Annotated in this window: 17 protein-coding genes; 8 read left to right on the top strand and 9 right to left on the bottom strand. The window is 65.8% G+C overall.

The window, feature by feature from the left end:
- Window positions 1–25: 25 nt before the first annotated feature.
- The 6 genes from B0I00_RS17110 to B0I00_RS16040 form a co-directional block, all read right to left on the bottom strand.
- The gene (locus tag B0I00_RS17110; protein WP_157812607.1) at window positions 26–406 is read right to left on the bottom strand and encodes a hypothetical protein; all 381 of its coding nucleotides are present in this window, start codon (window positions 404–406) and stop codon (window positions 26–28) included.
- Between the two features lie 173 nt (window positions 407–579).
- Window positions 580–1908, bottom strand: coding sequence for a vanadium-dependent haloperoxidase (locus B0I00_RS16060; RefSeq protein ID WP_157812606.1), 1329 nt, complete (start codon window positions 1906–1908; stop codon window positions 580–582).
- A 423-nt stretch (window positions 1909–2331) separates the two neighbouring features.
- A complete protein-coding gene (locus B0I00_RS16055; protein WP_232730317.1) occupies window positions 2332–3372 on the bottom strand; it encodes a zinc-binding dehydrogenase in 1041 nt (346 codons plus the stop codon).
- Between the two features lie 49 nt (window positions 3373–3421).
- A complete protein-coding gene (locus B0I00_RS16050) occupies window positions 3422–3952 on the bottom strand; it encodes a cupin domain-containing protein (protein WP_100868423.1) in 531 nt (176 codons plus the stop codon).
- A 16-nt stretch (window positions 3953–3968) separates the two neighbouring features.
- Window positions 3969–4769, bottom strand: a complete 801-nt coding sequence (locus tag B0I00_RS16045) for an SDR family NAD(P)-dependent oxidoreductase (RefSeq protein WP_100868422.1) — start codon at window positions 4767–4769, stop codon at window positions 3969–3971.
- 140 nt (window positions 4770–4909) lie between these two features.
- Window positions 4910–5596, bottom strand: coding sequence for a TetR/AcrR family transcriptional regulator (locus B0I00_RS16040; RefSeq protein WP_157812605.1), 687 nt, complete (start codon window positions 5594–5596; stop codon window positions 4910–4912).
- A 105-nt stretch (window positions 5597–5701) separates the two neighbouring features.
- Here B0I00_RS16040 and B0I00_RS16035 point away from each other — a divergent pair, with 105 nt between their 5' ends.
- The 4 genes from B0I00_RS16035 to B0I00_RS16020 all read left to right on the top strand — a co-directional run bounded on the left by B0I00_RS16035 (window position 5702) and on the right by B0I00_RS16020 (window position 14900).
- Window positions 5702–8047, top strand: a complete 2346-nt coding sequence (locus B0I00_RS16035; RefSeq protein WP_232730316.1) for a TonB-dependent receptor — start codon at window positions 5702–5704, stop codon at window positions 8045–8047.
- 198 nt (window positions 8048–8245) lie between these two features.
- Window positions 8246–10489 carry a BamA/TamA family outer membrane protein gene (locus tag B0I00_RS16030; protein WP_232730315.1) on the top strand — a complete coding sequence of 748 codons (2244 nt, stop codon included), beginning with the start codon at window positions 8246–8248 and terminating at the stop codon, window positions 10487–10489.
- Window positions 10489–14703, top strand: coding sequence for a translocation/assembly module TamB domain-containing protein (locus B0I00_RS16025; protein ID WP_100868420.1), 4215 nt, complete (start codon window positions 10489–10491; stop codon window positions 14701–14703). Before B0I00_RS16030 ends, B0I00_RS16025 begins: the two co-directional genes overlap by 1 nt.
- Window positions 14703–14900 carry a hypothetical protein gene (locus B0I00_RS16020; RefSeq protein WP_100868419.1) on the top strand — a complete coding sequence of 66 codons (198 nt, stop codon included), beginning with the start codon at window positions 14703–14705 and terminating at the stop codon, window positions 14898–14900. The genes B0I00_RS16025 and B0I00_RS16020 overlap by 1 nt, the downstream gene beginning before the upstream one ends.
- A gap of 47 nt (window positions 14901–14947) precedes the next feature.
- Here B0I00_RS16020 and B0I00_RS16015 read toward each other — a convergent pair whose 3' ends face one another.
- Entirely contained in the window at window positions 14948–15985 is a 1038-nt protein-coding gene (locus tag B0I00_RS16015) for a LacI family DNA-binding transcriptional regulator (RefSeq protein WP_100868418.1), read from the bottom strand.
- Window positions 15986–16342: 357 nt separating this feature from the next.
- On the opposite strand from B0I00_RS16015, the gene B0I00_RS16010 reads away from it, so the two are divergent.
- From B0I00_RS16010 to B0I00_RS15995, 4 genes are read left to right on the top strand one after another with little or no spacing between them, the layout of a single operon-like run.
- Entirely contained in the window at window positions 16343–19717 is a 3375-nt protein-coding gene (locus B0I00_RS16010; protein WP_232730314.1) for a response regulator, read from the top strand.
- Between the two features lie 4 nt (window positions 19718–19721).
- Window positions 19722–20552, top strand: coding sequence for a CheR family methyltransferase (locus tag B0I00_RS16005; protein WP_100868417.1), 831 nt, complete (start codon window positions 19722–19724; stop codon window positions 20550–20552).
- Window positions 20549–21127 carry a chemotaxis protein CheB gene (locus tag B0I00_RS16000; RefSeq protein WP_100868416.1) on the top strand — a complete coding sequence of 193 codons (579 nt, stop codon included), beginning with the start codon at window positions 20549–20551 and terminating at the stop codon, window positions 21125–21127. The genes B0I00_RS16005 and B0I00_RS16000 overlap by 4 nt, the downstream gene beginning before the upstream one ends.
- Window positions 21124–22266, top strand: coding sequence for a hybrid sensor histidine kinase/response regulator (locus B0I00_RS15995; RefSeq protein WP_100868415.1), 1143 nt, complete (start codon window positions 21124–21126; stop codon window positions 22264–22266). Before B0I00_RS16000 ends, B0I00_RS15995 begins: the two co-directional genes overlap by 4 nt.
- A gap of 21 nt (window positions 22267–22287) precedes the next feature.
- Here B0I00_RS15995 and B0I00_RS15990 read toward each other — a convergent pair whose 3' ends face one another.
- Together B0I00_RS15990 and B0I00_RS15985 are read right to left on the bottom strand one after the other, a co-directional pair.
- Complete coding sequence (locus tag B0I00_RS15990; RefSeq protein WP_232730313.1) at window positions 22288–23292, bottom strand: phytase; 1005 nt, start codon at window positions 23290–23292, stop codon at window positions 22288–22290.
- A 17-nt stretch (window positions 23293–23309) separates the two neighbouring features.
- Window positions 23310–25682 (bottom strand): TonB-dependent receptor plug domain-containing protein, encoded by a 2373-nt coding sequence (locus B0I00_RS15985; RefSeq protein WP_100868413.1) that lies wholly within the window; start codon window positions 25680–25682, stop codon window positions 23310–23312.
- Window positions 25683–25882: the final 200 nt, after the last annotated feature.

Raw genomic sequence — 25882 nt, 5'->3', positions numbered from 1 at the left:
TCTCCAGGCAGGTCATGTCTCGAGGCTACCAGGAGGCAGGCAGTTCTTCGGGGCGTCCGCCCGATCCGCCAAGGCCGGTCGATTGCCCTGCCAACTGCAGCATGGGCACGAATGGTGTCGTAGAAAATTCGAGGACCGTCATGCCATCGCGCGCAGCCGTCCGCCGCATATAGCCCTGCTCGCCTTCCACGAATTCGGGACCCACACGGACATGGCCTACGGGCACGGCAATAGTGATGCGCGGTGTATCCAGTGCATCCGATCTCGGTCGATCCGGCCGCGCCGGATCTGTCTGACCTTGCCCCGTCTCGATCGCAGTGCCGGTCGGGGAGGCGGGACCCGCACTTTTCGTCACTTGGGCAAACGCAACCGGGGCGGCGCCAAGAACAATGAGGCCAAACGCCATGCTCCCTGCCCGAAGGAACCGGCGAAAAGGCGCTCGTCGCGCGTGCCACATGGTCATTCTCCTGCTTTCTGCTCAACGGCGTCAATTCTTCGGCAAGCGCATTCACAGAGCGCCGCTCTGCCGCTCAGCCGCCCTGGCCGAGTGACAGAGCCTGCAGCTCGAACGAAGTGCGCCTACTCGCGACCTTCCTGCCGGCATTGGCCGGGCGGGCCGCAGTTGAAGAAGTTCCTGTCGACGTAGTTCGCCACCGATTGACCAAGCAAGGCCCCGTTTACGTCGGCCCTGCGGAAGTGCAGGCCGCCCAGAATCCGCGCCTCGATCATGTCGTCGATCACATCGGTGAATCGGCTGTAGTACCGGGTCGAGCCCGTCCCGGGACCGGTGCCCGGGCTCGTTATCGAGAACGACGCCTGGTCGCTGCCGAAGAACGCCTTTGCGCTGTGCATCAGTCCGCTGAAGACGCAGTTCGCCCCAGAGGGTTCGTCAGGGTACGGCGGCACGCCGATGAGGGCGGACCAGGTCGGATCGGGTTCGGTAGCCGGGTTGCCATCGGTGCCGGCGAGCTGGATTGCCGTCGTCGGTCGCCAGAAGTTCCAATGGGCCTTTTCCGCGAAGCAATTGATCAGGCTGTCCGCCGCGGTCATGGTGGTCATGGCATAGAAGCGTGCCTCTTCAGAGATCGTCAGTCCCTTTGAAGCCGCGACCTGCCGCAGTGCCGTGTAGGTCATCGGAACCGGATGGGCAGCCGCCCAATAGGCCAGTTCGGTCTGAGCTGACGTTCGCGTGGATCCGCTTGCCGCGCCCAGCGACTTCACTTCGTTGAACTCGGCCGTGTACTGGGCGCTTGTCAGGGCTGCCGGTCCCGACGTGTGGAAATATTCCGAGCTGGGCAGAGTGAAGGGCCGCACGCTGCGGACCCATCCATTGGGATCATTGACAGGGGCGGGGCGCCATTCTCCCGGCCCGGGCACGGCGGGGACCGGAAAGCCCGGCGCGCCGAAGCGCCCGTCGCCCTGGCGATTGGCCAGCATCGCGGCTGCCGCGGCGGCGCCGACCGCGATCCCCTTGGCCTTTGCCTGGCCTGACGCAATTTCCGCTAGCGAGGCATCATACTGCGTATCGAGGCGGCCCTTGATGGCCGACTTGACGGTGGTGGTGAGAGTAGCCGTCACCGGTGCCTGATCGACGAGCGCGATCAGGACATGATGCGCCGCCGTCGCAGCAGCAGCGCCTTTGGATGCACTGGTCGCTGCCTTTAGCCCCTTAAGATACGGGTCATGCCCTCCCTTGATGGCGTTGACGGCGTCATAGACGGCGCCCTGGACTATCGCGAGATTAATGAACGCAACCGGAGGGGAAAATTGGGTGCCAGGCGTTGCCGCGGCAGGGCCATTGGTGAGGGTTTCGACCGCCCTTGCGTTCCAGAGGCGCACCGCTTCGTTCTCGTTGGCATCGGCCTGGCCCGGAGCGAACGTCACGGCGGCGAAAAGCGCGATCGCCAAGGATCCGCTGCTCCACCTGATCGAACTCTTACGTCGCTGGCGACTGTCCGAGCTGCTCGTGCCCTTCGAAGAATTGAACGAATTCAATATGCTGCCGAATTTCGAGATCATCATCGGACGTCCTCCTCGATATGTGTTTTCTGCCTCGCCATGTCGAAACTGCGCGTCGAAATTGCGCGCATGACCACAGTGGCTGACGCCTGTGTCATGGACGATTGGATTGTCTGGCTTTTCGTTTCGGCGCGGCGCGGAAATCGAGAGGGCGCGCGCGAAAACCGCTTATGGGCTTCCCGAACCCTGGCGATACCATCTCTGTGTTACGGCGTAAAGGGATGTTCCCCAGGGCCTGACCGGAGGGGCCAATTATGGGACACCTCACGCAGGCTCGCGCTCGGACGGGTCAGGCTTCGCAATCGACTGGCGTCAGCGCCAGGGCTGGACCACGATCTTGACGTCGTTGCCAGGCGAGGCCAGCCGTTCGAAGGCCGCCGCGGTCTCATCGAGGCTTACCTTGCCGGTCAGGAAGACTTCGGGGTCGATTTCGCCTTCACCCAGTGCGTGGAGGGTTTCCGCGAACTCGTCTGGCGAATAGGCGAAAACGAAACTGAAGCGCAGTTGCTTGTTGATGGCGAGGACCGGCAGGATCGTATCATCTTCCGCACAGGCGCCGACGACCACCACGTGCGCGCCCGGAGGCGCGCCTTCCATCAGCGATTGCAGCATGCCGGGCACGCCGACGCATTCGAAGATGATGGCATCGCGCAGCGTACGTCCGGCCATCTGGGCGAGGCCCATTTCGGCGAGCGTAGCCGGGACGTCGAACGACGACCAGGCCGCGTGGGGCGACGTTTCGGCGGGATCGACCACGATATCCGCACCAAGCCGTTCGGCCCTGGCGCGCCGCGTGGGCGAAAAATCAGCGGCGATGATCGGCCCGACGCCGCGGCGTTTGAGCGCGACGATCACGGCAAGGCCGATCGGCCCGCAGCCGATCACCAGGGCAACCGAGCGAGGCCCGGGATCGCCGACTGAAACCGCGTGCGTGCCGACGGCCAGCGGCTCGGTCAGCGCGGCGGCTTCCGGAGCAAGGCCGTTCGGGACCGGGAGGAGCAGCGCTTCGGTCAGCACCAGGCGTTCGGCAAAGGCGCCGCGGTACCGGGTCGAAAAGCCGATCAGTTCGGGGCCAAGCGGTCCGAAGGCAAAGGGCGTCGAGACGACCTGGGTGCCGGGCTTGAGGCGCTTGTCGGTTTCCGGCCCGTAATCGAGGATCTCGGCGCAGAACTCGTGCCCAAGGACCAGGTCCCGTGCCGGATCCAGGGTATTGGCCGCGCCCGAGCGCAGGCCCATCTCGATGCTGTGTTCGAGATGGTGGACGGCATGCAGGTCCGACCCGCAGATCCCGCAGGCAAGGGTCTTCGCCACGACCTGTCCCGCCTGTGGCACGGCTTCGGGAACATCGGCCACGTGTAGCCGGGGGCCGCGCCTGACAACTGCCTTCATCGTCTGCCGACCTTTACCGAGGCATCTCGAACGGGCGACGTTCGTCGGCCCAGTTCGGCCGGACGTCTTCCAGCGACTTGACGGTCTTGTCCCAGAACGCCTTGGTCTTTCCGAGGAAGCGGATGTCGAACGTGTCGGCGGTGCGGAATTCCAGCACTTCGACCCCTTGCGGTCCGGGCGTGTAGAAATAGGGCACATCGCTGCCGACAAAGAAGCCGTCGCCCGCGCCAAGCTCCTCGGTGCCGATCTTCAGCGAGCCGGCCACGATGTAATAGAGGCAGTCGGCGTTGTGGCTATGGAGGGGCAGGGGGAACCCGCTCTTGAACCAGGCGTAGGTCAGGCTCATCCCCGGCATCGAGAACAGTACCTTGACGAGGTTGCCCTCGTTGGCGCCGGCTGCGGTCGCCCGCTCGATCCCCTCGGCGATGATGTCGCTGACGCCAACGGCTTCCATGCAGTTGAGCTCGTCGATGTCGGGCGCCTCGGCCGCGCGATAGATCGCGAACTTGGGCGGAGTTGCAGTCGTTTCAGCAGACGTGGCCATGATCTCTTCTCCTTGGTCAGGCGGTAGCGGCGGCGAGGCGGGAACGAAGGTCGGGCTGGCCGGTGTGGGCGGTCAGGCCGCCATCGACGGGAACGGAAACACCGGTGACGTAACTGGCGTCGTCCGAACAGAGGAAGGCGGCGACGGCGGCGATCTCTTCGGGGCGGGCAAAGCGCTTGGCCGGAACGATCGCTTCCCATTCCTGCTTGAGGCCGGGGATCGCGCTTACGCCGTCCATCAGTATCGGCGTCTCGACGGGGCCGGGGCAGACCGCGTTGGCGCGGATGTTGTCCTGGGCGTGATCGATGGCAAGGCTGCGGGTGTAGTTGATCACGGCGGCCTTGCTCGCGTTGTAGGCGGTGAAGCCGAAGTCGCCGGCCATGCCCGATGCCGACGCCGTGCTGACGATCGCGCCGCCACCTCGCTTGCGCATATGGGGGATCGCGGCGCGGCAGCCATAGAACACGGCGTCGAGGTTGACCGCGATGACCCGGTGCCACTCTTCGATCGAAAGATCGGGGGTCAGTCCGAAACAGCCGATCCCGGCGTTGTTGAACAGAATGTCGAGCCCGCCGAAGCGCTCCACGCAGGCCTCGACAAGTGCGCTGACCTGGGCTGCGTCCGAGACGTCGACAACGCGGAACGCGACCCGTTCGCCAAGTTCCGCCGCCAGCGACTCACCCTTGTGCGCGTCGAGGTCGGCGATCATCACGCTGGCGCCTTCGCCATGGATGCGGCGCACGAAGGCGGCGCCGATGCCCGACGCCCCGCCCGTCACGATGCCGACTTTTCCTTCGAAACGCGCGTTTTGCGCCATTGTCCACTCTCCCGAGGATTGCCGGACAAGGCGCCTTGCGCGTTCTCGTCCCATCCGTTGCCGCCCGACTTGGCCGGGTCGTTGTCAGCCTATCAGGACAGACTTCGCAGCGAAGGTCAAGAAAAACTAATCAAGCTTGACTACTTTTTGCAGAGATCCTCGCAAACCTGCCGGTGCTGCGCCTTCATCACCTCGATCGCCTCGAGAATCATGGGGCGTTCCGGGTTGAGCTTGTGTTCGATGATGAGTCCGCGCACGCTGGCCAGAAGAAGCCAGCCATAGGGAACGAACGCCTGGGGATCGGCGACCCCGGCTTCACGGGCGAGCTTCAGGAACTCGTCCTGGATCTGCAACTCGATCTCGCTGGTGACCGGCAGCAGGGCCTGGGCAAGATCGGCATCCCACCGGGTGGCCAGCAGGATGTCGGTAACCGCCAGGCCGTGCGGATGGCTGTGATTGGCCCAGAGGTTGTCGGCATAGCAGGCGAGGCGATCGTAAGGATCGTCGATCGCCGCGGCAAAGGCGCGGCCGGCGTCCATCATCCGGCGCATGGCATGTTCGGCGCTGGCGACGACAAGCTCCAGCCGGGTCGGGAACTGATGCAGCACCGACCCGCGGCTGAGGCCGGCTTCGGCCATCACGTGCTCGACCGTCGTCGCCGCAAAGCCGGACCGCACGATACAGGCGATCATCGCGGTGACGATCCGTTCGCGCGCGTTGGCCCCGCGCTGGGTCAGCTTGCGCGGTCGAAGCCGGGGCGGCGGTGACAGGGCGACCGACATGCGCCTTGCATCGTCAGGAACTTCGTCCGCGTCAACAGTCAGCATCGTTGCACCTCCCGGTCTGTTTGCTTGCGCCATCGCCGCCCCTGTTGACATGATAGGCAAGAATAACTAGTCATAATTGACTAAAAATAACCGTGGGAGAAGAAAATGCGTTTCGAAACAATGCGATATGCGACGTCCATGCTGGCCATGTCGTTCGGCGCCCTGACCGCCGTTCCGGTGGCGGCGCAAACGCAGGACGAGCAGGCCGACCAGTCCGGCGGGATCGAGGACATCGTCGTCACCGCGCAGCGCCGCGAAGAGAACATGCAGGACGTGCCGGTGGCGATCACCGTCGCCAACGCCGAGAGCCTGGCTGCAGCGGGCGTCAACAATGTCACCAACCTCAACGCGCTGTCGCCGAGCATCTCGTTCCGCGCCACAAACATGGCGTCGAGCACGTCGAACATCCAGATTCGCGGGATCGGGACTACGGGCAACGCGCGCACTTTCGAGGGCGCGGTCGGAGTGTTCATCGACGGCGTCTACCGGACGCGTTCGGGCCAGGCGCTGTCGAACTTTCTCGATGTCGACAGCCTGCAGATCCTGCGCGGGCCGCAGGGTACGCTGTTTGGCAAGAACACCGCCGCCGGCGCGGTGCTGGTCACCAGCGTCAAGCCCGACATCGACGAAACCCGCGTCAACTTCGAGGCGTCCTACGGCAACTATGGCACCTACCTGGTGCGCGGCGCCTTCAACACGCCGCTGTCGGACAAGGCTGCGCTGCGCATCGCGGCCGTCGGTTCGGGTACCAAGGGCAACATCCGGAACCCCAACAGCGGCTGGACCAATGCCAACGATGACTGGGGGGTGAAGGGACAGTTGCTGCTCGAGCCGACCGACACCTTCTCGCTGCGCCTCATCGCCGACTATGCCAAGTCGACCGGCGACTGCTGCTATGGCACGGTCGATTACAACGCCAACGAAGCGCCGACGCAGGGCTACATCGACTTCCTGTCGCTGCAGAACGGCCTGACCCCGCCGTCGCGCGACATTTCGCGTCGCGAAGCGGTGGTCAATCCGTACACCGCCAACCTGATCAAGGACTATGGCGGCACGCTCCACGCCGATCTCGACATCGGCAACGGAACGCTGCGCTCGGTCACCGCGCTGCGTCGCTACAATGTGTCGAACGAACAGGACGCCGACTTCTCTGGCGCGACTATCATGAACAACCTGGAAACGTTCAATTCCAAGTTCTTCTCGCAGGAATTGACCTATTCGGGCGAATTCGAAGGCGGGCTCAGCGCCAAGTATGTGCTCGGCGGATTCTATTCGGACGAAAAGCTGAGCATGGACCGCGACTTGTGGCATGGGTCGCAGGCGCAGTCCTATTGGGACCTGGTGTTCGATACGGTGGTCGTCCCCGCCAGCGGCACGACCCCGGCGGTCCTGCTGCGCGACGTGCTGGGCGATCCTGACGCCAGCGGCTTCGACGGGAACGGCTTCTTCGGATCGGAACGCTTCAACGGGACAGCCCGCTCGCTTGCCGCCTTCACCCACTGGGACTTCGCGCTTGGCGATTCCTTCAACGTCATCCTTGGCGCGCGTTACACCAACGAACGCAAGACCGGGACGGCCGTGTTCCACGCGATGAACCCCGCCGATCCGCTGGCGCTGCTGGGCGTGATGCCCGGTGCGCCCTACAGCCAGGTCACGACCAACGAGGCGCTGAGCGGGACCGCAGGCGTCCAGTTCCGCCCGGCCGACGGTGCGATGATCTATGCCACCTTCAACCGCGGCTTCAAGGCGGGCGGCGTCAACCTTGACGTCAACGCGTTCGGCGTTCTCGGCAATGTCGGCGCCGATGCGACCGCGATCTACAAGCCCGAGACGATCAACAGCATCGAGGCGGGGCTCAAGCTCGACTGGCTCGACCGTCGTGCCCGCACCAACGTCGCGGTGTTCTACAACAGCATCAAGGACCTGCAGGTCGCCCAGTTCCTCGGCCTGCGCTTTGCCATCGTCAATGCGCCGAGCGCCGAGGTCTATGGCGTGGAGCTCGAACAGACCTTCAAGCTGGCGGATGGCGTCACCTTGAACGGTGGACTGACCTGGTTGCCGACCGCGAACTATGGCGACGATGCGATCATCGGCAACCTTGCCGGGCGCCGCTTCTCGACCGCACCGGAACTGGCCGGCAACGTCGCGCTGACCGGCGAGACGCCGATCACCGACAAGCTGGCGGTAACGGCGCGCGTCGCGATGCAGTATACCGGCCGGGTCTACACCAACCCGGTGACCGATCACCAGGAGCGCCCGCTGGCGCTGGTCGATGCGAACATCGGGATAAAGTCGCTCGACGCCGATTGGCGCATCGAAGGCTTCGTGAAGAACCTGTTCAACACCACCTACGTCACGTCGCACTTCAACACCCCGCTGCAGACCGGTGACATCAACGCCTATCTGGGCGCCCCGCGCACTTACGGGGTGACGCTGCGCGGCTCGTTCTGACGATCGCGAGAGCGCGAGGGAGATCCTTCGCGCTCTCGTCTCGTTGGCGGATCGATCCCTGATCGAACGGCGCCGTTCGAGCGTCCGCACCTCGCCGCACCGCTCTTGGCAAGCGATGCGACCTTGCTTATGGCTATTCTGCAAGGGCTTGAGGTCGCCATAGCGACGACCTGCCAGCGATAAGCGCAGGGGTCGGCCGTGAAGTCTGCAAGCGCGACAGGGCAGGGCTGGGGGCGCATCGCGCTGCATGTCCTGTCACTGGCCAGCGCGTCCCTGGTCCCTTCCGTCGCCGTCGCTTCGCAGGCGGGGACAGGCCAGCCAGCGATATCGGCCACGTCGGCGCCGACCGTCCCTTCTCCTCCGGCCGATGCCGTGCTGCCAGCGGTCGAGCCGATCGTTCCCGACAAGGAGTTCGACGCCGCCATTCCGCCGATCGCGCCGGAAGATGACCCCGAACTGGCCGCTCCGCTCGAAACGGTCGAAGCGTTCGAACAGCGTCTCGCCGCTGACAAGGTGGCCAGTGCCGCACCCGCGCCAGTCGCTCCCTCGGCAGCCGGCGTTTCCAGCGTTCCGCCTGCCTTGACCACGATGCCGGCGACCGACGCGCAGATCGCCGCCCCGTTGCCGCCTCTCGAAAGCTTCGAGGTGATGCCGGTAACCTTTGCCGAGGACGCGCAGGACGAGGCACCGACCGAAGTTGCCTATGCCATTTCGCTGAACGGGCTGGCCCCGGCGGACGAGGCTACGCCTGCCGATCTGCTCGACCAGTACGAGGACAGGTCTGCGCTGCGCCAGGGCAAGGGCAAGGTGGCCAACGTCGCGCAGTTGACCAGCCGGGTGAATGAGGACACCGTCCTCATCAAGAAGCTTCTCGCTGCCGAAGGCTGGTTCGATGCGCGGGTCGTCACCCGGATCGACCGTGGCACGGCCGAAGGCGCCGCGCCGCTTACCGCCGTGATCGACGTGACGCCGGGCAAGCGCTTCACCTTTGCGGCGATTGCCATCGCCGCTGATGAGACGGTGCCGCAAGATCTGATCCGCGACAACCTGGCGCTGACGCTGGGTGATCCGGTGATCGCCGCCGACGTCCTGGGGGCCGAGGCCAAGGTTGCGCTGGCGTTGCCCGAGAACGGCTACCCCTTTGCCGAAATCGGCCAGCGCGACGTGCTGCTCGATCAGGACAGCGGCGCGGCGGACTATACCCTGCCCGTCAAGACCGGGCCGCGCGGCACGTTTGGCCCGATCGTCAGCGACGGTCACGAAGCCTTCGGCGCAGACCACGTCGGCAAGCTTACCCGTTTCAAGGAAGGCGAGCCTTACGACAGTCGCAAGGTCGACGATCTGCGCCAGGCGCTGATCGCGACCGGCCTGTTCAAGGCGGTCGGCGTGGAACCTCGGCGCAGCGGAGAAGCAGGGCCCGACGGAACGGAAAAGGTGATCCTGGCGGTCCAGCAGGATGCAGGTCCGCCGCGCATTCTTGCGGCAACCGGCGGCTATGGCACGGGCGAGGGTTTCCGTGCCGAGGCGAGCTGGACCCATCGCAACCTATTTCCCCCCGAGGGCGCGCTGATCGTCAGCGGGGTTGCCGGCACCCAGGAACAAGGCGCCAGCGTGGTGTTCCGCCGCTCCAACGCGGGCAAGCGCGATCGCACCTTCGAACTGGCCGCCGAAGCGTTCCATTCCACTTACGATGCGTTCTCCGCCTACACCGGGCGTCTCGCCGGACGGGTCAGCTACGATTCGACGCCGATCTGGCAGAAGCGGCTGACCTATGCCTATGGCGCGCAGTTCATCGGCACCAACGAAAGCGTGTTCAACTTCGCTACGCTTGCGCGCGAGCGGCGAACCTATGCGATCGGCGGTCTGACCGGACAGATCGGCTTCGACACGACCGAAGACCTGCTCGATCCGGCCAGCGGGTTTCGCATTACCGCGCTGATCGAGCCGGAAGGATCGCTGCGGCGGGGCTTTGCCCCCTATGTCCGCGCCCGGATCGACGGATCGGCCTACTATCCGGTGGGCAGGAGTCTGGTCCTGGCGGCGCGCGCGCGGGCGGGGACGATCCAGGGCGTGCCGCTTGACGATCTGGCTCCTTCGCGCCGGCTCTATGCCGGTGGCGGCGGGTCGGTCCGCGGCTTTGCCTATCAGAAACTCGGACCGCTCGATCCCGCCGGCGATCCGACCGGTGGGCGCAGCTTGAACGAAGCCTCGTTCGAGGCGCGCTACCGGTTCGGCGAGTACGGCGTCGTGGCCTTTGCCGATGTTGGCCAGTCCTATGGCAGCGACGTGCCGCGCCTTTCGGACCTCCGCGTCGGGGTTGGGCTGGGCGCACGGATCTATACCAACTTCGGACCGATGCGGCTCGACGTCGCGACCCCCCTTGGGCGCCGCCCGGGCGAGAGCCGCTTCAACATCTATGTTTCGATCGGGCAGGCGTTCTGATGGCCGGCGAGGAGCCCGAGGCCGCCGTGCTGCCCGTGCGCCGGCGCTTGTGGCCGCGCGTGGCGAAGTGGACGGCGCTGACGCTGCTGGGCCTGGTGGCGCTGCTTGTCGCCCTTGTGATCGGCTTCAACAGCGGTCCGGGTCGCGATTTCCTCGGCCGGCAGTTGTCCGACACGACCTTCGCCAACGGGCTGCGCATCAAGGTCGCGCGGATCGAGGGCTCGCTCTATGGCAAGGCCAGGCTGGTCGGGGTGGAGGCGTTCGACACCCAGGGGCGCTTCCTCGTTGCCCCGGAAGTGCGGGTCGACTGGCGGCCGCTGGCCTATTTCCGGAACCACATCGACCTTCGCAGCGCCGCCGCTCCGCTGGTGACGCTGGAGCGCGTGCCCGCTTTCAAGCCCAGCATGGATCAGGGGCCGCTGCTCCCCGATCTCGACATCGACGTCGGAAGGCTGACCATCGACCGGCTGGTTTCCGAGCCCGCGGTGAGCGGCGAGCGGCGCGTGCTACGCGTCGACGGCAAGGCTCACATTGCCGACCGCCGCGCGCAAGTGACCGCGCGGGTGGATACGATCGCTGCGCCGGGCGGGCAGGGCGGCGACCGGCTCGACCTTGTTCTCGACGCCGTGCCGGACAAGAACCGGCTGGCGCTTGACCTTCAGGTCGATGCACCCAAGAGCGGCGTGATCACGGCACTGGCCGGCCTGCCCGACGCCCTGCGCCTGTCGGTCGTGGGCAAAGGGGACTGGGCGGCCTGGAACGGGCGGATCGATGCCCGCCTTGCCGGTCAGCGACTAGCCGCGCTTGCGGTCACCGCGCGCAATGGCACGATCGGCCTCAGGGGACCGGCCGAACTGGGCCGCGTGCTGCGCGGGGTTCCCGCGCAGCTGTTCGATGCGACGACCCTGCTCGACATGACCGCCGTGCTTTCGGGCCGCCGCGCGAGGCTTAGCGGGGCGCTGCGTTCGGATGCGCTGGCGGTGATGCCCGACGGCACGGTCGATCTGGCCGCCAACCGCTTCGACGATCTGAAGCTGGCCGTGGTCCTGACCCGACCCGGTGCGATCGCGGCCAACGTTTCGGGCCGGACGCTGCGGGCCGACCTGACGCTCGATGGCGCCTTTGCCGCGCCCCGGGTCGACTACGTGCTGACCGCCGCCATGCTGGCACTGGACGACACCGTGCTTGAAGGCCTGCGCGCGCGCGGCGCGGTGCGGGTCGATCCCGACCGCCTGGTCATTCCGGTCGAGGCCAGCGTCGCGCGGATCGGCGGGCTCGACACGGTGGCCGGCGGGTCGCTGGTCAATGTGCGGCTCGACGGCGATCTTGCGGTATCGGGGGCGCGCATCCTGTCGGACAACCTGCGCATCCGGTCCGACCGGATCGATGCCAAGGCGGTGCTTCTCGCCGATACGGCCAGGGGTTCCTACACCGGCGCGCTCGAAGGCCGGGTGGACAATTATCGCATCGACGGCGTCGGCACCTTTGCCTTCACCACCACGGCCGATCTCAGGCAATCGGGAAGCGGTTTTGCCCTGACCGGCACGATCCGCGGCCGCTCGCTCCGGCTCGACAATGCGGGGGTGCGCGATTTCCTCGGCGGCAATGCCACCGCGTCGAGCGTGATCGCCTATTTCACGGACGGGGTGATCCGCTTTTCGAACCTGCGCCTTGCCGCGCCGCTGCTGACCGTGACCGACGGGCGCGGCAGCTATGTGCCGGGCGGGGCGATCGCGATCACCGCCAATGCCCGCTCGACCAGGTACGGCGCCCTGGCGGTCGAATTGAACGGAACGCTGGAAGCGCCGCGCGCGGTGCTGGTGGCGAAGAACCCGGGCTTCGGCATCGGCCTTGCCAACCTGCGTGCGACGATCATCGGTTCGCAGGGCTCCTACCGCTTCGATGCGAAGGGCGACACCGACTACGGGCCGCTCAGCGCCGATGTCACGCTTGTACAGGGACGGGGAATGACCTTGCAGGTCAATCGCGGCGACCTTGCCGGGATCGGCTTCAGGGGGCGGTTGCAGCGGTCTGCCGCCGGGCCGTTCACAGGGCGCCTCGATGCCGAGGGGCAGGGCCTTGCCGGCGTCGTGCGGCTCAATGGCGCCGGGCGATATCAGGAAGCGCTGGTCAACCTTCGCGCCAGCGACACCATCCTGCCAGGCCCGGCAAGGCTCGCCATCGGCAGCGCCATCGTCGATGCGCGCGTCGTGCTGTACGAGCGGCCCTGGATCGTCGCCGACGTGCAACTGGCGCAGACCAGGCTGCGGAATTTCAACCTGACCGCCGGGCGCGCCAGGGTCGACTACCGCGACGGGCGCGGTGCGGCGCAGTTCCTTGTCGAAGGCATTTCGGGCGTGCCCTTCCGCGTGGCCGGCAACGCGCAGCTTACGCCGACCTTGTGGCGCGCCGCGCTCGATGGACGGGTACGCGGGATTGCCTTCAGGACCGCCAGTCCGGCGCGGATCGTACCGGGCCAGGACGGTTACGAACTGCTGCCCACGCGCTTCGATTTCGGCCAGGGCAACGTGCGGCTGGCGGGCAAATATGGAGAGGGCTTGACGGTGCAGAGCCGGCTCGACCGGATGGACATGGCGATCGTCAACACGTTCCTCCCGGGCTACGGCATCGGCGGGCGGGCGACCGGCAGTCTCGATTTCGCGCAGGCCAGCGCAAATGCCTTCCCGACCGCCAAGGCCAGTCTCTCGATCAACGATTTCACCCGCACCACGGCGGCCACTCTCAGCCAGCCGGTCGACGTGAACCTGGTCGGCCGGCTCTTTGCAACCGGAGGCGATGCGCGCGCTGTGATCCGCCGTCGCGGTGCGGTAATCGGGCGGCTCGTCGCCACGCTCCAGCCATTGGGGCCGGGTGCGGGATCGTGGGTGCAACGGATCAGCGCCGCGCCGCTGGGTGGCGGGATCCGCTACAACGGCCCGGCCGAGACGCTGTGGTCGTTCGTCGGTCAGACGACACAGACCCTGTCCGGTCCGATCGCGGTCGGCGCCGACTTTTCAGGCCGGCTGCAGAACCCGCAACTGCGCGGTATCGTGCGCGGCGAAGGCCTCGCCTATGACAACCAGACCTATGGCACCCGGCTGACCGGCATGACGCTTTCGGGCCGTTTCGCCGGGGATCGCCTCCAGGTCGAGCGGCTGGCCGCGACCGCCGGTGCCGGCAAGATCGACGGACAGGGCTTCATCAGCCTGTCGAGCGCCGCGGGCTATCCCATGGACATGACCTTCGCGCTCGACGACGCGCGGCTGGCGCGCAGCGATGCGCTGTCCGCCTCGGCGACCGGGCAATTGCGGCTGAGCAAGGCGGCGGGGGCCGACGCCGTACTGTCCGGCGCCCTGCGCTTGCCTGAAGCGCGCTACGAACTGGTCCGCCAGGGCAGCGCCGAACTGCCCGAATTGACCGGCGTGCGATTCAAGCCGCCGCGAGGTCGCCCGCGCATCACCGGAAACGAACCGGCGGTGCCCAGCGGCGGCTTGATCGATGCGCTGCGCCTCGACATCGCGCTGACCGCGCCCAACCGGCTCTATGTCGGCGGCATGGGCCTCGACAGCGAATGGAGCGCGGACCTGCGCGTTGGCGGCACCAGCCGCGATCCACGGCTGAGCGGCGCGGTCGACCTGGTGCGCGGTTCGCTGGGCTTTGCCGGTCGACGCTTCGAATTGCAGGAAGGGCGCGTTCTGTTCACCGGCGGGGCGAACGCCGACCCGCAGATCCAGCTGAGCGCGACCGAGGACATAGACGACGTCGCAGTGACGGTGACGGCCAGCGGCCGCGCGCTGAACCCGCAGATTGCCTTTACCGCGAACCCCAGCCTGCCCTCAGACGAAGTACTCTCGCGCATCCTGTTCGGCAATTCGGTCGGCCAATTGTCGCCGCTACAGGCGGTGCAGCTCGCCGCTTCGCTCAATTCGCTCAGCGCGACGGGCGGCGGGCTCAACCCGCTGGGCAAGCTGCGGGCCGCGACCGGCGTTGCGCGGCTGCGCATCCTGGCCCCTGACGAAGCGACCGGGCGCGGTACGGCCGTCGCGGCCGGGCGCTACATCACCAACAACATCTACGTGGAACTGATCACCGACGCGCGCGGGTTTACCGCGACCCAGCTCGACATCAGCCTCAGCCGCACGTTGTCGATCCTCAGCCAGGCCGGCGGATCGGGCGCCAACAACTTCAACCTGCGCTATCGGAAGCGCTACTGATGCTGCGCTACGCCATCCTTGGCGCGCTCATCGCCCTCAGCGGCTGCCAGCGCGAGCCCACGTTCGACGAGGCTTTCAAGGCCAACGAGGCCGATCTAGCGAGCAAGGCCGCCGCCATCGATGCCGAACTGGATGCCGCGCAGTCCGACGCGGCGATGGCCGAGGAGACGGGGGCAGGCGAAGCGCCGGCCGATTGAACCATCGCGCTGGCCGGGATGATGGCCCGGCCCGCGCGCGCAATCGTTCAGGCGGTGGCCCTGACGATCAACTGAGGCGGTAGGACCAGGCTTTCGGTGTCCTCGCCCTGCAGGCGGCGCAGCAGAAGGTCGACCAGGCCGCGGGCCCCGCCGGCGATGTCCTGGCGGATCGTGGTCAGCGGCGGCATGGTCTCGGCGGCGATCGGCAGGTCGTCGAAGCCGACCAGGCGTACCTGTTCGGGAACCCGCACGCCCCGCTCGTGCAGTCCCTTGAGGCAGGCCACGGCAAGCGAGTCGGTGGCGGCGAAGATCGCGTCGAATTCACCCAGATGGTGATCGAGATGCGCTGCAATTTCCTCTGCCGTGCGATCGGCGGACAGGTGCGTGGGATAGGCTTTGATCGACACGCCCATTCGCCGCGCGACGTCGCTCGCCCCGGCAAAGCGAGCCGCAAACTCGATCGGCTCGGTCGCGCCGAAGAAGGCTAGACGCTTCGCCCCACCCGCGATCAGGCGCTCGGCGGCGAGCTTTCCGCCCAGCCTGTTGTCCGAGCCGACCACGCAATGGCGCTGACCTTCGCTATGGTTGCCCCAGACGACCATCGGGCGATAACCGTCGGCCACGTCCTCGATGCGCTCGAACTGGTCGGACTGTCCGATCACGATGACCCCGTCGATCATGCCCGAACCGATGAAGCGGTCGAGCCAGTCCACGTCCCGGTCAGGCAGCACGCGTCGCAACATCAGGTCGTAGCCGCGCTCGGTCAGCTCGTCGGCCAGATAGCCGAGCAGGGTCATGAAGAAGACGTCGGAGATCTGCTGGCGACGGTCGTGGCCCAGCGGAATGGCGACACCGATGACGCCGGTGCGCTGGCGGCGCAGGTTGCTGGCTACCTGGTTCAGCTGGAAGCCATGTGACCGGGCGAGGTGCTGGATGCGTTCGCGGGTCTTCACGTTGACCAGCGAATTGCCGGCCAGCGCCCGCGACACGGTTCCCGCCGAAACCCCCGCCAGCCGGGCAAGGTCGGTGATCGTGCGGACCGGTCCGCTTTCTGCTTCGACGTCTACGCGCTCGTCCTTGCTCATGGCTTCATGCGACAAGGATGGGTTTGGACATGCAGCGTGGTGTGGTTCTGGATCAACATCGGAACCACACTGAACATGCGGACGACGCTCATGTAAATACTGTTGCGTTCCGGCGGCATGAAATCGACCGGCGTGGCGATGGCAGACCGTCGCATTCGGACCAGTCCGAAAATCGTCCTGTCCGAGGAACCTTTTGCCTGCTCCTGCGTATCTGCACGATAAGCGGTAATCCGTATCGGGATTTCCGTCGCTGCAAAAGCGGGCAGATCTCGCCCGTTCGAGCGTTTGGTCGGCCCGGTTCGGGTGAGTGGGGAAAGTCAATTGCGTCAAGAGTTGGGGGGCCGTTTCTGGACGGTCGTGGGTCTCGTTACCGGACTGGCGTTCTTTCTGGTCAGCGGTGCCCTGTCGTGGACGAATATCCAGCTTCTTCGCAACGCCGATCGGGAGGTTCGCGAAACGCACGAGGTGCTGATCGCCCTCGACAGCCTGATCTCGACCTTGAAGGACGCGGAAACCGGCCAGCGCGGCTATCTGCTGACCAAGCGAGAGGCTTACCTCGAACCCTATACGACAGCCGCAGCGCTGGTCCCGACGCGGCTTGCGAAAGTTGAGCAACTGGTTGCGGACGATGCCTTCCAGACCGCGAACCTCACCGACCTCAAGCCGCGCATCGCGGCCAAGTTGGAGCTGCTACGGAAAGGGCTGGATGTCCGTCAGGACGAGGCGTCCGGCCTCGATCAGAACCTGGCCTTGGGCGACCGTGGCAAGATCGAAATGGACGCGATCCGCAACCAGATCAGCATCATGAGTCGCGAGGAGCTGCGGCAGCGCCAGCTTCGCATCGCCGAGATGTCCGTCGCGTCGCGCAGCGCGCTGACCAGCAGCGTGGTCATGGCGCTGATCGGTGCGGCGCTGACGATCGCGATCTTCCTCCTGGTGCGTCGCGCCATGGGCCAGCGGCGGCGGCAGGACTGGCTCAGTGCGGGCCTAGTCGGCCTTGTCACGGCGACACGCGGCGACAAGACGATCGAACAGATCGGCCATGACGTCCTGGTCTACCTGGCACAGTATCTTGGGTTCGAGGGCGGCGCCGTGTTCAAGGGCGAGGGCGGGACCTTCCGCCGCATTGCCACCTTGGGCGTGCCGGCCAGCGTCGTCATGCCCGACGCCTTCGGATACGGCGACGGGCTGCTCGGCAAGGTCGCCGAAAGCAACCGGGCCGTCGTGCTGAGCGATGTGCCCGAGACTTATCTTTCGGTCGGCTCCGCCTTCGGCAGCGCGCAGCCGCGCCATATCGTCATCGCCCCCGCAACCGCCGACGGGACGGTCAACGCGGTGATCGAACTTGGCTTTTTCAGGCCGGTTCCGGAGGACACGCTGGCCTTGCTCGAACAGGCGTCGGACAGCCTTGGCATCGCGCTTCGTTCGGCGCGGTTTCGCGCACGGTTGCAGGATGCACTTGAGGAAACGCAGCGCCAGGCGGCCGAGCTCCAGGCGCAGAGCGAGGAGCTCCGCGTTTCGAACGAGGAGCTCGAGGAGCAGGGTCGCGCGCTCAAGGAATCGCAGGCGCGGCTCGAGCAGCAGCAGGCCGAACTGGAACAGACCAACAGCGAACTCGAAGAGCAGGCCCAGCTTCTCGAAACGCAGCGCGACCAGCTGGAGAAGGGGGCAGGAGCCCTGGCCGTCAAGGCGCGCGAACTCGAACAGGCGAGCCAGTACAAGAGCGATTTCCTTGCCAACATGAGCCACGAATTGCGCACCCCGCTCAATTCGCTGCTGATCCTCTCGAAGCTCCTGGGCGACAACGGCGAGGGCAACCTGTCCGACGACCAGGTCAGGTTCGCACGGACGATCGAATCCTCGGGCAACGATCTCCTCACCCTCATCAACGACATCCTCGACCTCTCGAAGATCGAGGCCGGCCATGTCCAGATCCAGCCCGAAGTGGTGTCGTTGCAGCGGCTGACCGCAGATCTCGAACAGGTCTTCGCCCCGGTGGCCGACCAGCGCGGCGTCGCGTTTGCCGTCGAGCTGCAAGGCGGATTGTCCGACGCGGTCGAGACCGACCGTCTGCGGCTGGAGCAGATCCTGCGCAACCTGTTGTCGAACGCGTTCAAGTTCACCGAGCAGGGCAGCGTGAAACTGCGGATTGCGACGGTGGACGAGGGCAGGCTGGCCTTTGCGGTGGAGGACACTGGCATCGGCATCTCGCGCGAGCAGCAGCAGTCCATTTTCGAGGCGTTCCAGCAGGCCGACGGGACGATCAGCCGACGCTTCGGCGGAACCGGGCTGGGCCTGTCGATTTCGCGCGAGCTGGCGCGTCTCCTCGGCGGTGCGATAACGCTGGATAGCACGCCGGGCAAAGGCAGCACCTTCACCCTTACCGTGCCGGTCAACTACGATCCGTCGAAGGTGGCTGCCCGTACTGCCGTGCCCGTGGCGCCGGTCGCCATTCCGGCGGGGCCGCCCGCCGCGGCAAACCTTTCCACCACGCGCCAGCCGCGCAAGGTCGTTCGCGACGATCGCAACACGCTCGACCCCTCGCGCCGCATTCTGCTGGTGATCGAGGACGACGCGGACTTCGCGTCGATCGTTGCCGACCTGTCGCAGCAGATGGGTTTCCAGTGCATCGTCGCCAGCACTGCCGAAGAAGCGGTTCGGCTGGCCGGTGAGCATCGGCCGAGCGCAATCGTCCTCGATCTCGGTCTGCCCGATCAATCCGGCCTGACCGTGCTCGACCGGCTCAAGCATGACGAAGCCACTCGCCACATTCCGGTCCACGTCATTTCCGGAAGCGATTACAGCCAGACCGCGCTGTCGCTCGGCGCGATCGGTTATCACATCAAGCCGATCCGGCACGACGACCTGGCCCAGGTGCTGGGCAATTTGCAGGACCAGCTTTCGACCACGATGCGGCGTGTGCTGATCGTCGAGGACAACGAGGTCCAGCGCGAAGCCGTGCGCGAGCTGCTCGGTTCGGACGAAGTCGAGACCGTCGCCGTGGGGACTGCCGCGGAATGCCTCGACCAGCTCGGTCAGCAGACATTCGACTGCATGGTGCTCGACCTGAACCTGCCCGATGCTTCGGGATTCGACTTGCTCGAGACGCTGAGCAGCCGCGAGGATCGGAGTTTTCCGCCGGTCATCGTCTACACCGGCCATGACCTTGGCCCCGACGACGAGCAGCGCCTGCGCCGCTATTCCAGCTCGATCATCATCAAGGGTGCCAAATCGCCCGAACGTCTGCTCGACGAAGTGACCCTGTTCCTCCACCGCGTGGTGGCCGATCTGCCGCCTGAACAGCGACAGATGATCCAGAAGGCACGCTTCCGCGACGCGGTGCTCGAAGGCCGGCGCATCCTCATCGTCGAAGACGACGTGCGCAACGTGTATTCGCTGACCAGTGTTCTCGAGCCGCGCGGTGCCGCCATCGCCATCGCCCGCAACGGTCAAGAGGCGATCGAAGCGCTTGCCGCTTCGGCGAACGATCCGGGCAAGGCCATCGACCTGGTGCTGATGGACGTGATGATGCCGATCATGGACGGCCTTGCCGCTACTCGCGCGATCCGCAAGGACGCCCGCTGGCGCGACCTGCCGATCGTCATGCTGACCGCCAAGGCCATGCCCGACGACCAGGAAAAGTGCCTCGATGCCGGTGCCAACGATTACATGGCCAAGCCGATCGATGTCGACAAGTTGTTGTCACTGGTTCGCGTCTGGATGCCGCGTTAGGGCCATGACCATCTCCGCACCCGTCGAGGATATCGAGATCGAGCTGCTGCTCGAGGCCTTGAACCAGCGCTATCACTACGATTTCAGGCACTACGCGCGTGCGTCGATCCGGAGGCGGCTCACCCAGGCGCGGATTCAGCTGGGCTTTGCCAGCCTGTCGGCCATGCAGGAGGCGCTGCTCCACGATGCGGCCCTGTTGCCGCGGCTGCTCAATTACCTGACCGTGCAGGTCAGCGAAATGTTTCGCGATCCCGGTTATTTCCGGGCGCTGCGCGAACAGGTGGTGCCCCACCTCAAGACCTATCCGTCGCTCAAGGTCTGGGTGGCGGGCTGCAGCAATGGCGAGGAGCTCTATTCGCTGGCGATCCTGCTGCGCGAAGAAGGACTTTACGATCGCACCCTGTTTTATGCCACGGACATCAACCCCAACGCCTTGGTTGCGGCGGAAACCGGGATCTATTCGCTCGACCTGATCCGCCGCTTTACCGAGAACCACCAGAAGTCGGGTGGGCGATCCTCGCTGTCCGACTACTACCGCGCCGATCATGGCCGCGCTGTCTTCGACCGGACCCTGCGCGAACGCGTGGTGTTTTCCGATCACAGCCTGGTTACCGATGCCGTCTTTTCGGAAATGCACCTTATTTCCTGCCGCAACGTACTGATCTATTTCGATCGCGACCTGCAGGACCGCGCCGTGGGTCTGTTCCGGGATTCGCTAGTCCGGCATGGTTTTCTCGGGCTGGGATCGAAGGAGAGCCTGCGCTTTTCGGCCCACTCTGCCGCTTTCACGGAGTTCGTTCGCGACGAGAAGATCTATCTGAGGCAGGGCGCATGATCCCGGGGCCGATCCGCGCGGTGGTCGTCGGCGCCTCGGCGGGGGCGGTCGAGGCGTTGCTGACGATCCTGCCGCAGCTGCCCGATGGCTATCCTGCGCCGGTCTTGGTTGTCGTTCATGTGCCCCCGGATCGGGATCATGCGCTGGTAGCGCTGATGGATCCGCGCTGCCGGGTGAGGGTCAAAGAGGCCGAAGACAAGGAGCTGGCAGAGCCTGGTACGGTCTATTTCGCACCGGCCGATTATCACCTGCTGGTCGAAACCGAAGGGACTCTCGCGCTCTCGTCGGACGAGCTTGTCAACTACAGCCGTCCGGCAATCGACGTCCTGTTCGAAAGCGCCGCCCACGCCTTCGGCCCCGACCTTCTGGCCATCGTCCTGACGGGCGCCAACGAGGACGGCGCGGAAGGGTTGCTGGCAGTCTGCCAAGCCGGGGGAACGGCGCTTGTCCAGGATCCTGCCAGCGCGATGGCGGCGACCATGCCCCAAGCCGCGCTGCGCGCCTGTCCCTCGGCGCAAATTGCCGACATGGATGGCATTGTCGCGGCCCTGCGTGCCGCGGGAGGGGCGGCATGATCGCGCAGGGTCCGATCCATTTCCTGCTGGTCGACGACCTTGAGGAGAACCTGCTCGCGCTCGAGGCGCTCCTGCAACGCGAGGGCCTCGTCTGTCTCAAGGCACGGTCGGGAGAAGAGGCGCTCGAACTCCTCCTCGTTCACGATGTCGCGCTGGCCTTGCTCGATGTGCAGATGCCCGAAATGGATGGCTTCCAGCTCGCCGAATTCATGCGCGGCAGCGATCGCACGCGCCACGTGCCGATAATCTTCCTGACTGCTGGCAGCGCCGACCGCCAGCGCCGCTTTCGCGGCTACGAGGCCGGCGCGGTCGATTTCCTGCAGAAGCCGATTGAAGCCGATATCCTGCGCTCGAAGGCTGCCGTTTTCTTCGACATGTTCGAACAGCGTCGCCGCATCGTCGCCCAGCGCGACGAGCTCGACCGTTTGACCGGCGCGCTGAAGGAAGCCGACGCCAACAAGAACCGTTTCCTTGCGGTTCTAGGCCACGAATTGCGCAACCCGGCAACCGCCCTGGGGGCCGGGCTCAACCTCCTCGAGAAGCGCGAAGGTACCGGTGACGCGCGAGAAATCCGCGTCCAGATGCGACGCAGCGTCGATCATCTGTCGCGGCTGGTCGACGATCTGCTCGACATCGCGCGGATCGACCAGGGCAAGATTTCCCTGCGCCTTGGCACGATCCTTCTTGCCGAACTGGTCGACTTTTCGGTTTCGGCTGCTTCGCCGGCGATCGAGGCGCGCCGCCACCGGCTGACGGTCGACCTGCCGCATGACCCGGTCGAGCTGACCGGCGACCACGCCCGCCTCGCGCAGGTGCTGATCAACCTGCTGAACAACGCGGCCCGCTATACCGATAGTCCGGGCACGATCGCGTTGTCGGCGCGGCAAGAGGGCGATGCGGTGACGATTGAGGTGAGCGACAGCGGGGTGGGCATTCCCGCCGACCAGCAGGACGCGATCTTCACGCTGTTCGCGCAAGGCCCGGCCGCCAGCGGCAATTCGCGCGACGGGCTGGGGATCGGCCTTGCCCTGGTGCGGCAACTGGTCGAACTGCACGGCGGCACGATCGAACTGGCGGCCAGCGCGCCCGGCAAGGGCAGCACCTTCCGCGTCACCCTGCCGCTTTCCGGCCCGGACTGACGCGGCAGGGCCTGGCGCGGGCTAGCGGGCCACAGCCTCGCGAATCTCGCGCCAGGATACGAGCTTGAAGTTCTGCGCGGCGGGCTGGTTGTGCCCATCCTGTGCAACGAACAAACCTTCGGGATAGAAAGGGCCGAAATTGCCGAGTGCCAGGTCGATTCCGTCGGTCTCCTCAGCTGCGCCTACACTGCCGGGCGCAATGCGAAAGCGTCCGGCCGGTTCCAGACCCGGAAGACGGAACAGCGCGTAGGCGTTGTCGCCCTGGCTCGAGGCGATCAGCCAGCCGCCGTCAGAGCCTTCCGGTGCCAGGGCGAGACCTTCGACGTCGGCGACCAGTTGCCGGCCGTCGACCGCGGCAACCAGCCTGCCATCGGCCGATCCTTGCCGCCTTGCGTCGAAGGCCCAGATGCCGCGATCTTCTTCGCCCACGAAAAGCGTGCCGCTGCGCACGTCGGCCACGCAGCCTTCGGTCTGTGTGGCGAGCTTGAGGCTGCGCACGATCGTGCCGGTTGGCGCGGTGCCCGTGAGGTTGATGGCGATCTGGTGGACGTCCCCGGCCTTGAGCACGGAAAAGGCGTAGAATCCGCCGTCACCGTGCATCAGGCACACACCATAGCCTTCACCCGCCCCGCCGCTCACCGTGCCGAGCGAGGCCAGCCTGCCGGTCCCGGTGTCGAGCCGGTAGAGCCGCAGGCGCGCTTCGACCGGATCATTGCGATCGCTCGCGACGACGATCACGCCTTGCTGCCCCAGATCGATAAGGTCGACGTTGTTCAGTCGGCCCGCCGCTTCGAACGAGCGCACCGCGCCGTCGAGCCCGTAGACATAGAGGCCCGCCTTCTTGTCGGTTGCGACGATAAGGCTGCGCGCCGGATCCGCCGAATTGCGCCAGATCGCCGGATCGTCGGCAGCGTCGGCCTTGTCGGTGCCCACCGGAGCGGTTTCGGCGGCTGCCGTCACCGTGCTGGCAGGCGGCCGGATCGGCGACGGGACACTGGCGCATCCCGCCAGCAGGGCCGCCGCCATGATGGCCGCTCGGCGCATCAGAACGCGAACCGCGCTACGACCTGGAAGACCGGGCCGGCGGTTTCGGTTTCGAGCTCGTATTCGTCGAAATCGCGGGCGATCTGGCTGGGGATGGTGGTGAATTTGTTGAAGGCCTCGTCCTTGCTGGCGTTGAGCAGGTTCGATCCGACGCCGCGGATCGTGAAGCTCTTGCCGAAGCGCTTTTCGATGAACACTTCAAGATCGGCGCCATAGGTGGTGCGGATCTCTTCGCCGACGATGCGATCATAGGCCGGGCCCTGTTTGCGGTAGGTCGCACCGAAGCTGGCACCAACCGAGGGGAGATTCTGGATCACACCGAAGTTGTAGACGTAGGACGATTGGCCGTTGAAGCGCCGCGATCCGAACACGTCGGCGACCTTGCTGTCGATCAGGCTGAGGTTGCCGAACACGCCCGTGTTCCTGAGGCCGAAGGCGCCGAGGCTGGCCGAGAGGTCGAACTCGACGCCCCATACCTCGCCGGTGCCGGCGTTCCGCGGCTGGAGGACGAAAGTGTCGACGTCGGCCGGATCGCTGTTGGCCGATCCCGGTACCGGATTGCCGCTCGCGTCGAGCACGGTCGCCAGTTCGATGAGGTTTTCGACCCGGCGATAGAACAGGTTGACCCCGATAACGCCGGTACGGCCGAGGCGGTATTCGTAGCCGAGGTCGCCGCCCCAGGCAGATTCGGGCTTGAGCGCAGGATTTCCTAGGAAGTCGTTGTCGCCGTACTCCTCTTCCAGCGTTGCCGGAACGAGGTAGTCGAGGCGCGGACGGCGCACCGTGCGCGCCGCCGAAGCGGTGATCCGTCCATCGCCAAGCTGCAGCTTGAGCGAGGCGGAGGGCAGGAGGTAATTGTAGTCGGTGTCGATCGTCGCGGGCGCCGCCAGGTCAGTGATCGAGACGTCGGTGTTTTCCCAGCGCAAGCCAGCCTCGAACAGCAGCGCGCCGGTGCCGCCTTCGACCAGGGCGAAGAGATCGCGGCGATCCTCGGCAATGCGGTTCAGCCCGCCCGGAATCGCAACCGAGGTGCCTGCGCTTGTCACGTAGTCGTCGGGCACGTTGTTGGCGACCGAATAGGCGTTGCGGATGGTGTTGCTGATCGAGACGCGATTGCGCGGGTATGACGGGTTGTCGTTGCTGCGCAGGTCCGTGTCGCGATCCTTGTTCTGGGCAAAGCCGCCGAATGCCAGGCTCAGTCCGTCCGACAGCGGCACCTCGTGCGACAGTTCGAGCGAAAGCTCCTCGTCGCGGAAGCGGCGATCGAAGGTGTCGGCCGTCAGGCGCGCGGTCGACCGGTCGAAGTCGATCTCGTTCTCGAATTCATCCTGGGCCTCGTCGAAGCGCGCGAAGCCGGCCTTGAGCTTCGTTTCGCCCAGGCTCCATTCCTTCGACAGCTTGCCGGAAACCGACCAGCTTTCCTGGTCGATGGCGTTGACGTTGTGGTTGTCGGTCAGGAGATTGCCCGGCACGGTCGCGCGGACCGGGCCGTTGACCGCGGTCAGGCTGTTGTATTCCTGCGAGCGTTCGTCCTCGACCCGCTCGGTCTTGACGTAGTTCCCGGCAATCTCGAACCTGGTGGTCTCGCCCTCGATCGCGTAGCTGAGGTTGCCGGCATAGTCGGTGCCGTTGCGTACGTCGGACTGGTCCTCGCGGTTGACGAAGGCGCCGTTCGGCGCGGCATAGCGCAGGCTCTTTTTCACCTTGGGATTGTAGCGACCCTGGACGTTGACGCCCCCCAGCACGCGGCCGGGACCAAGCGGGCCGCCGTAATAGAATCCGCCGTTGGGCTTCGTCTTGCCGTCGTCGAAGAACAGCGCGCCAGCCTTCACATAGCCCCCATCCATGGCAAAGGCATCGCGCAGCACGATGTTGAGCGAACCTGCGACAGCGTCGCCGGTGCGCCGCGCCGAGGACGAGCGCACGATCTCCACCTGCTTGATCAGTTCGGCCGGAATGCGGTCGAGGAAGAAGGAGCGATCGGCCTGCGATCCGGGCACCTTGTCGCCGTTGATGAGGATCTGGGTGTAGCCGGGCTCAAGCCCCCGCAGCCGGGCCCCGTCGCTTTCGATGACGTCCGACAGGAAGGTGACCGAGGGCACGCGCTTCAGCGCGTCGCCGGCGGTCAGCGGTTCGAAGCGCTGGAAATAGGTCTCGTCATAGACCAGCACGGGTTCGACCGCGTCCTCGTCGCGGTTGCCATAGCCGATCTCGGCCTGGACGACGATCTCGCTTGCCGATCGGGTCTGTTCGTCCTCAACCGCTTCGACCTCCGCAGCTTCGGCGGCGAAAGGCAAGGTGGCGCCGATGCCGCAGAGCAGCATGGCACGAAGCGAGCGGAAGCTGGCCGAGTGGTCGCGTGAAACAGACATGAACAATTCCCTGTTGGCGTGTGACGTTGCGTCGGAGGCCTAGGGAGCGATCGTGACTGCCTCGGGTCTGTTTCTTGACCGCGGCGCGGCACAACGGTGAAGGTCCTGTGTCCGTCATGCTGCCAAAGTGCCTGCAATCTGCGACCAGCCTTCGCTGCAGTGCGGCATGGGGACCTGACGAAGCCGCCTGTTTCTGCTAT

The organism is Novosphingobium kunmingense, assembly GCF_002813245.1.
GTDB classification, from domain to species: Bacteria; Pseudomonadota; Alphaproteobacteria; order Sphingomonadales; family Sphingomonadaceae; genus Novosphingobium; species Novosphingobium kunmingense.
The sequence above is the reverse complement of the archived record's forward strand: the minus strand, read 5'-3'. Positions and strand labels throughout refer to the sequence as shown.

Bases quoted from the DNA above. Each gene is read 5' to 3' on its own strand.
- B0I00_RS16035 (WP_232730316.1), top strand. From the start codon at position 5,702: ATGCGTTTCGAAACAATGCGATATGCGACGTCCATGCTGGCCATGTCG.
- B0I00_RS15990 (WP_232730313.1), bottom strand. From the start codon at position 23,292: ATGGCGGCGGCCCTGCTGGCGGGATGCGCCAGTGTCCCGTCGCCGATC.
- B0I00_RS15985 (WP_100868413.1), bottom strand. From the start codon at position 25,682: ATGTCTGTTTCACGCGACCACTCGGCCAGCTTCCGCTCGCTTCGTGCC.
- B0I00_RS16015 (WP_100868418.1), bottom strand. From the start codon at position 15,985: ATGAGCAAGGACGAGCGCGTAGACGTCGAAGCAGAAAGCGGACCGGTC.
- B0I00_RS16020 (WP_100868419.1), top strand. From the start codon at position 14,703: ATGCTGCGCTACGCCATCCTTGGCGCGCTCATCGCCCTCAGCGGCTGC.
- B0I00_RS16045 (WP_100868422.1), bottom strand. From the start codon at position 4,769: ATGGCGCAAAACGCGCGTTTCGAAGGAAAAGTCGGCATCGTGACGGGC.
- B0I00_RS15995 (WP_100868415.1), top strand. From the start codon at position 21,124: ATGATCGCGCAGGGTCCGATCCATTTCCTGCTGGTCGACGACCTTGAG.
- B0I00_RS16050 (WP_100868423.1), bottom strand. From the start codon at position 3,952: ATGGCCACGTCTGCTGAAACGACTGCAACTCCGCCCAAGTTCGCGATC.
- B0I00_RS16005 (WP_100868417.1), top strand. From the start codon at position 19,722: ATGACCATCTCCGCACCCGTCGAGGATATCGAGATCGAGCTGCTGCTC.
- B0I00_RS16025 (WP_100868420.1), top strand. From the start codon at position 10,489: ATGGCCGGCGAGGAGCCCGAGGCCGCCGTGCTGCCCGTGCGCCGGCGC.
- B0I00_RS16000 (WP_100868416.1), top strand. From the start codon at position 20,549: ATGATCCCGGGGCCGATCCGCGCGGTGGTCGTCGGCGCCTCGGCGGGG.
- B0I00_RS17110 (WP_157812607.1), bottom strand. From the start codon at position 406: ATGGCGTTTGGCCTCATTGTTCTTGGCGCCGCCCCGGTTGCGTTTGCC.
- B0I00_RS16040 (WP_157812605.1), bottom strand. From the start codon at position 5,596: ATGCTGACTGTTGACGCGGACGAAGTTCCTGACGATGCAAGGCGCATG.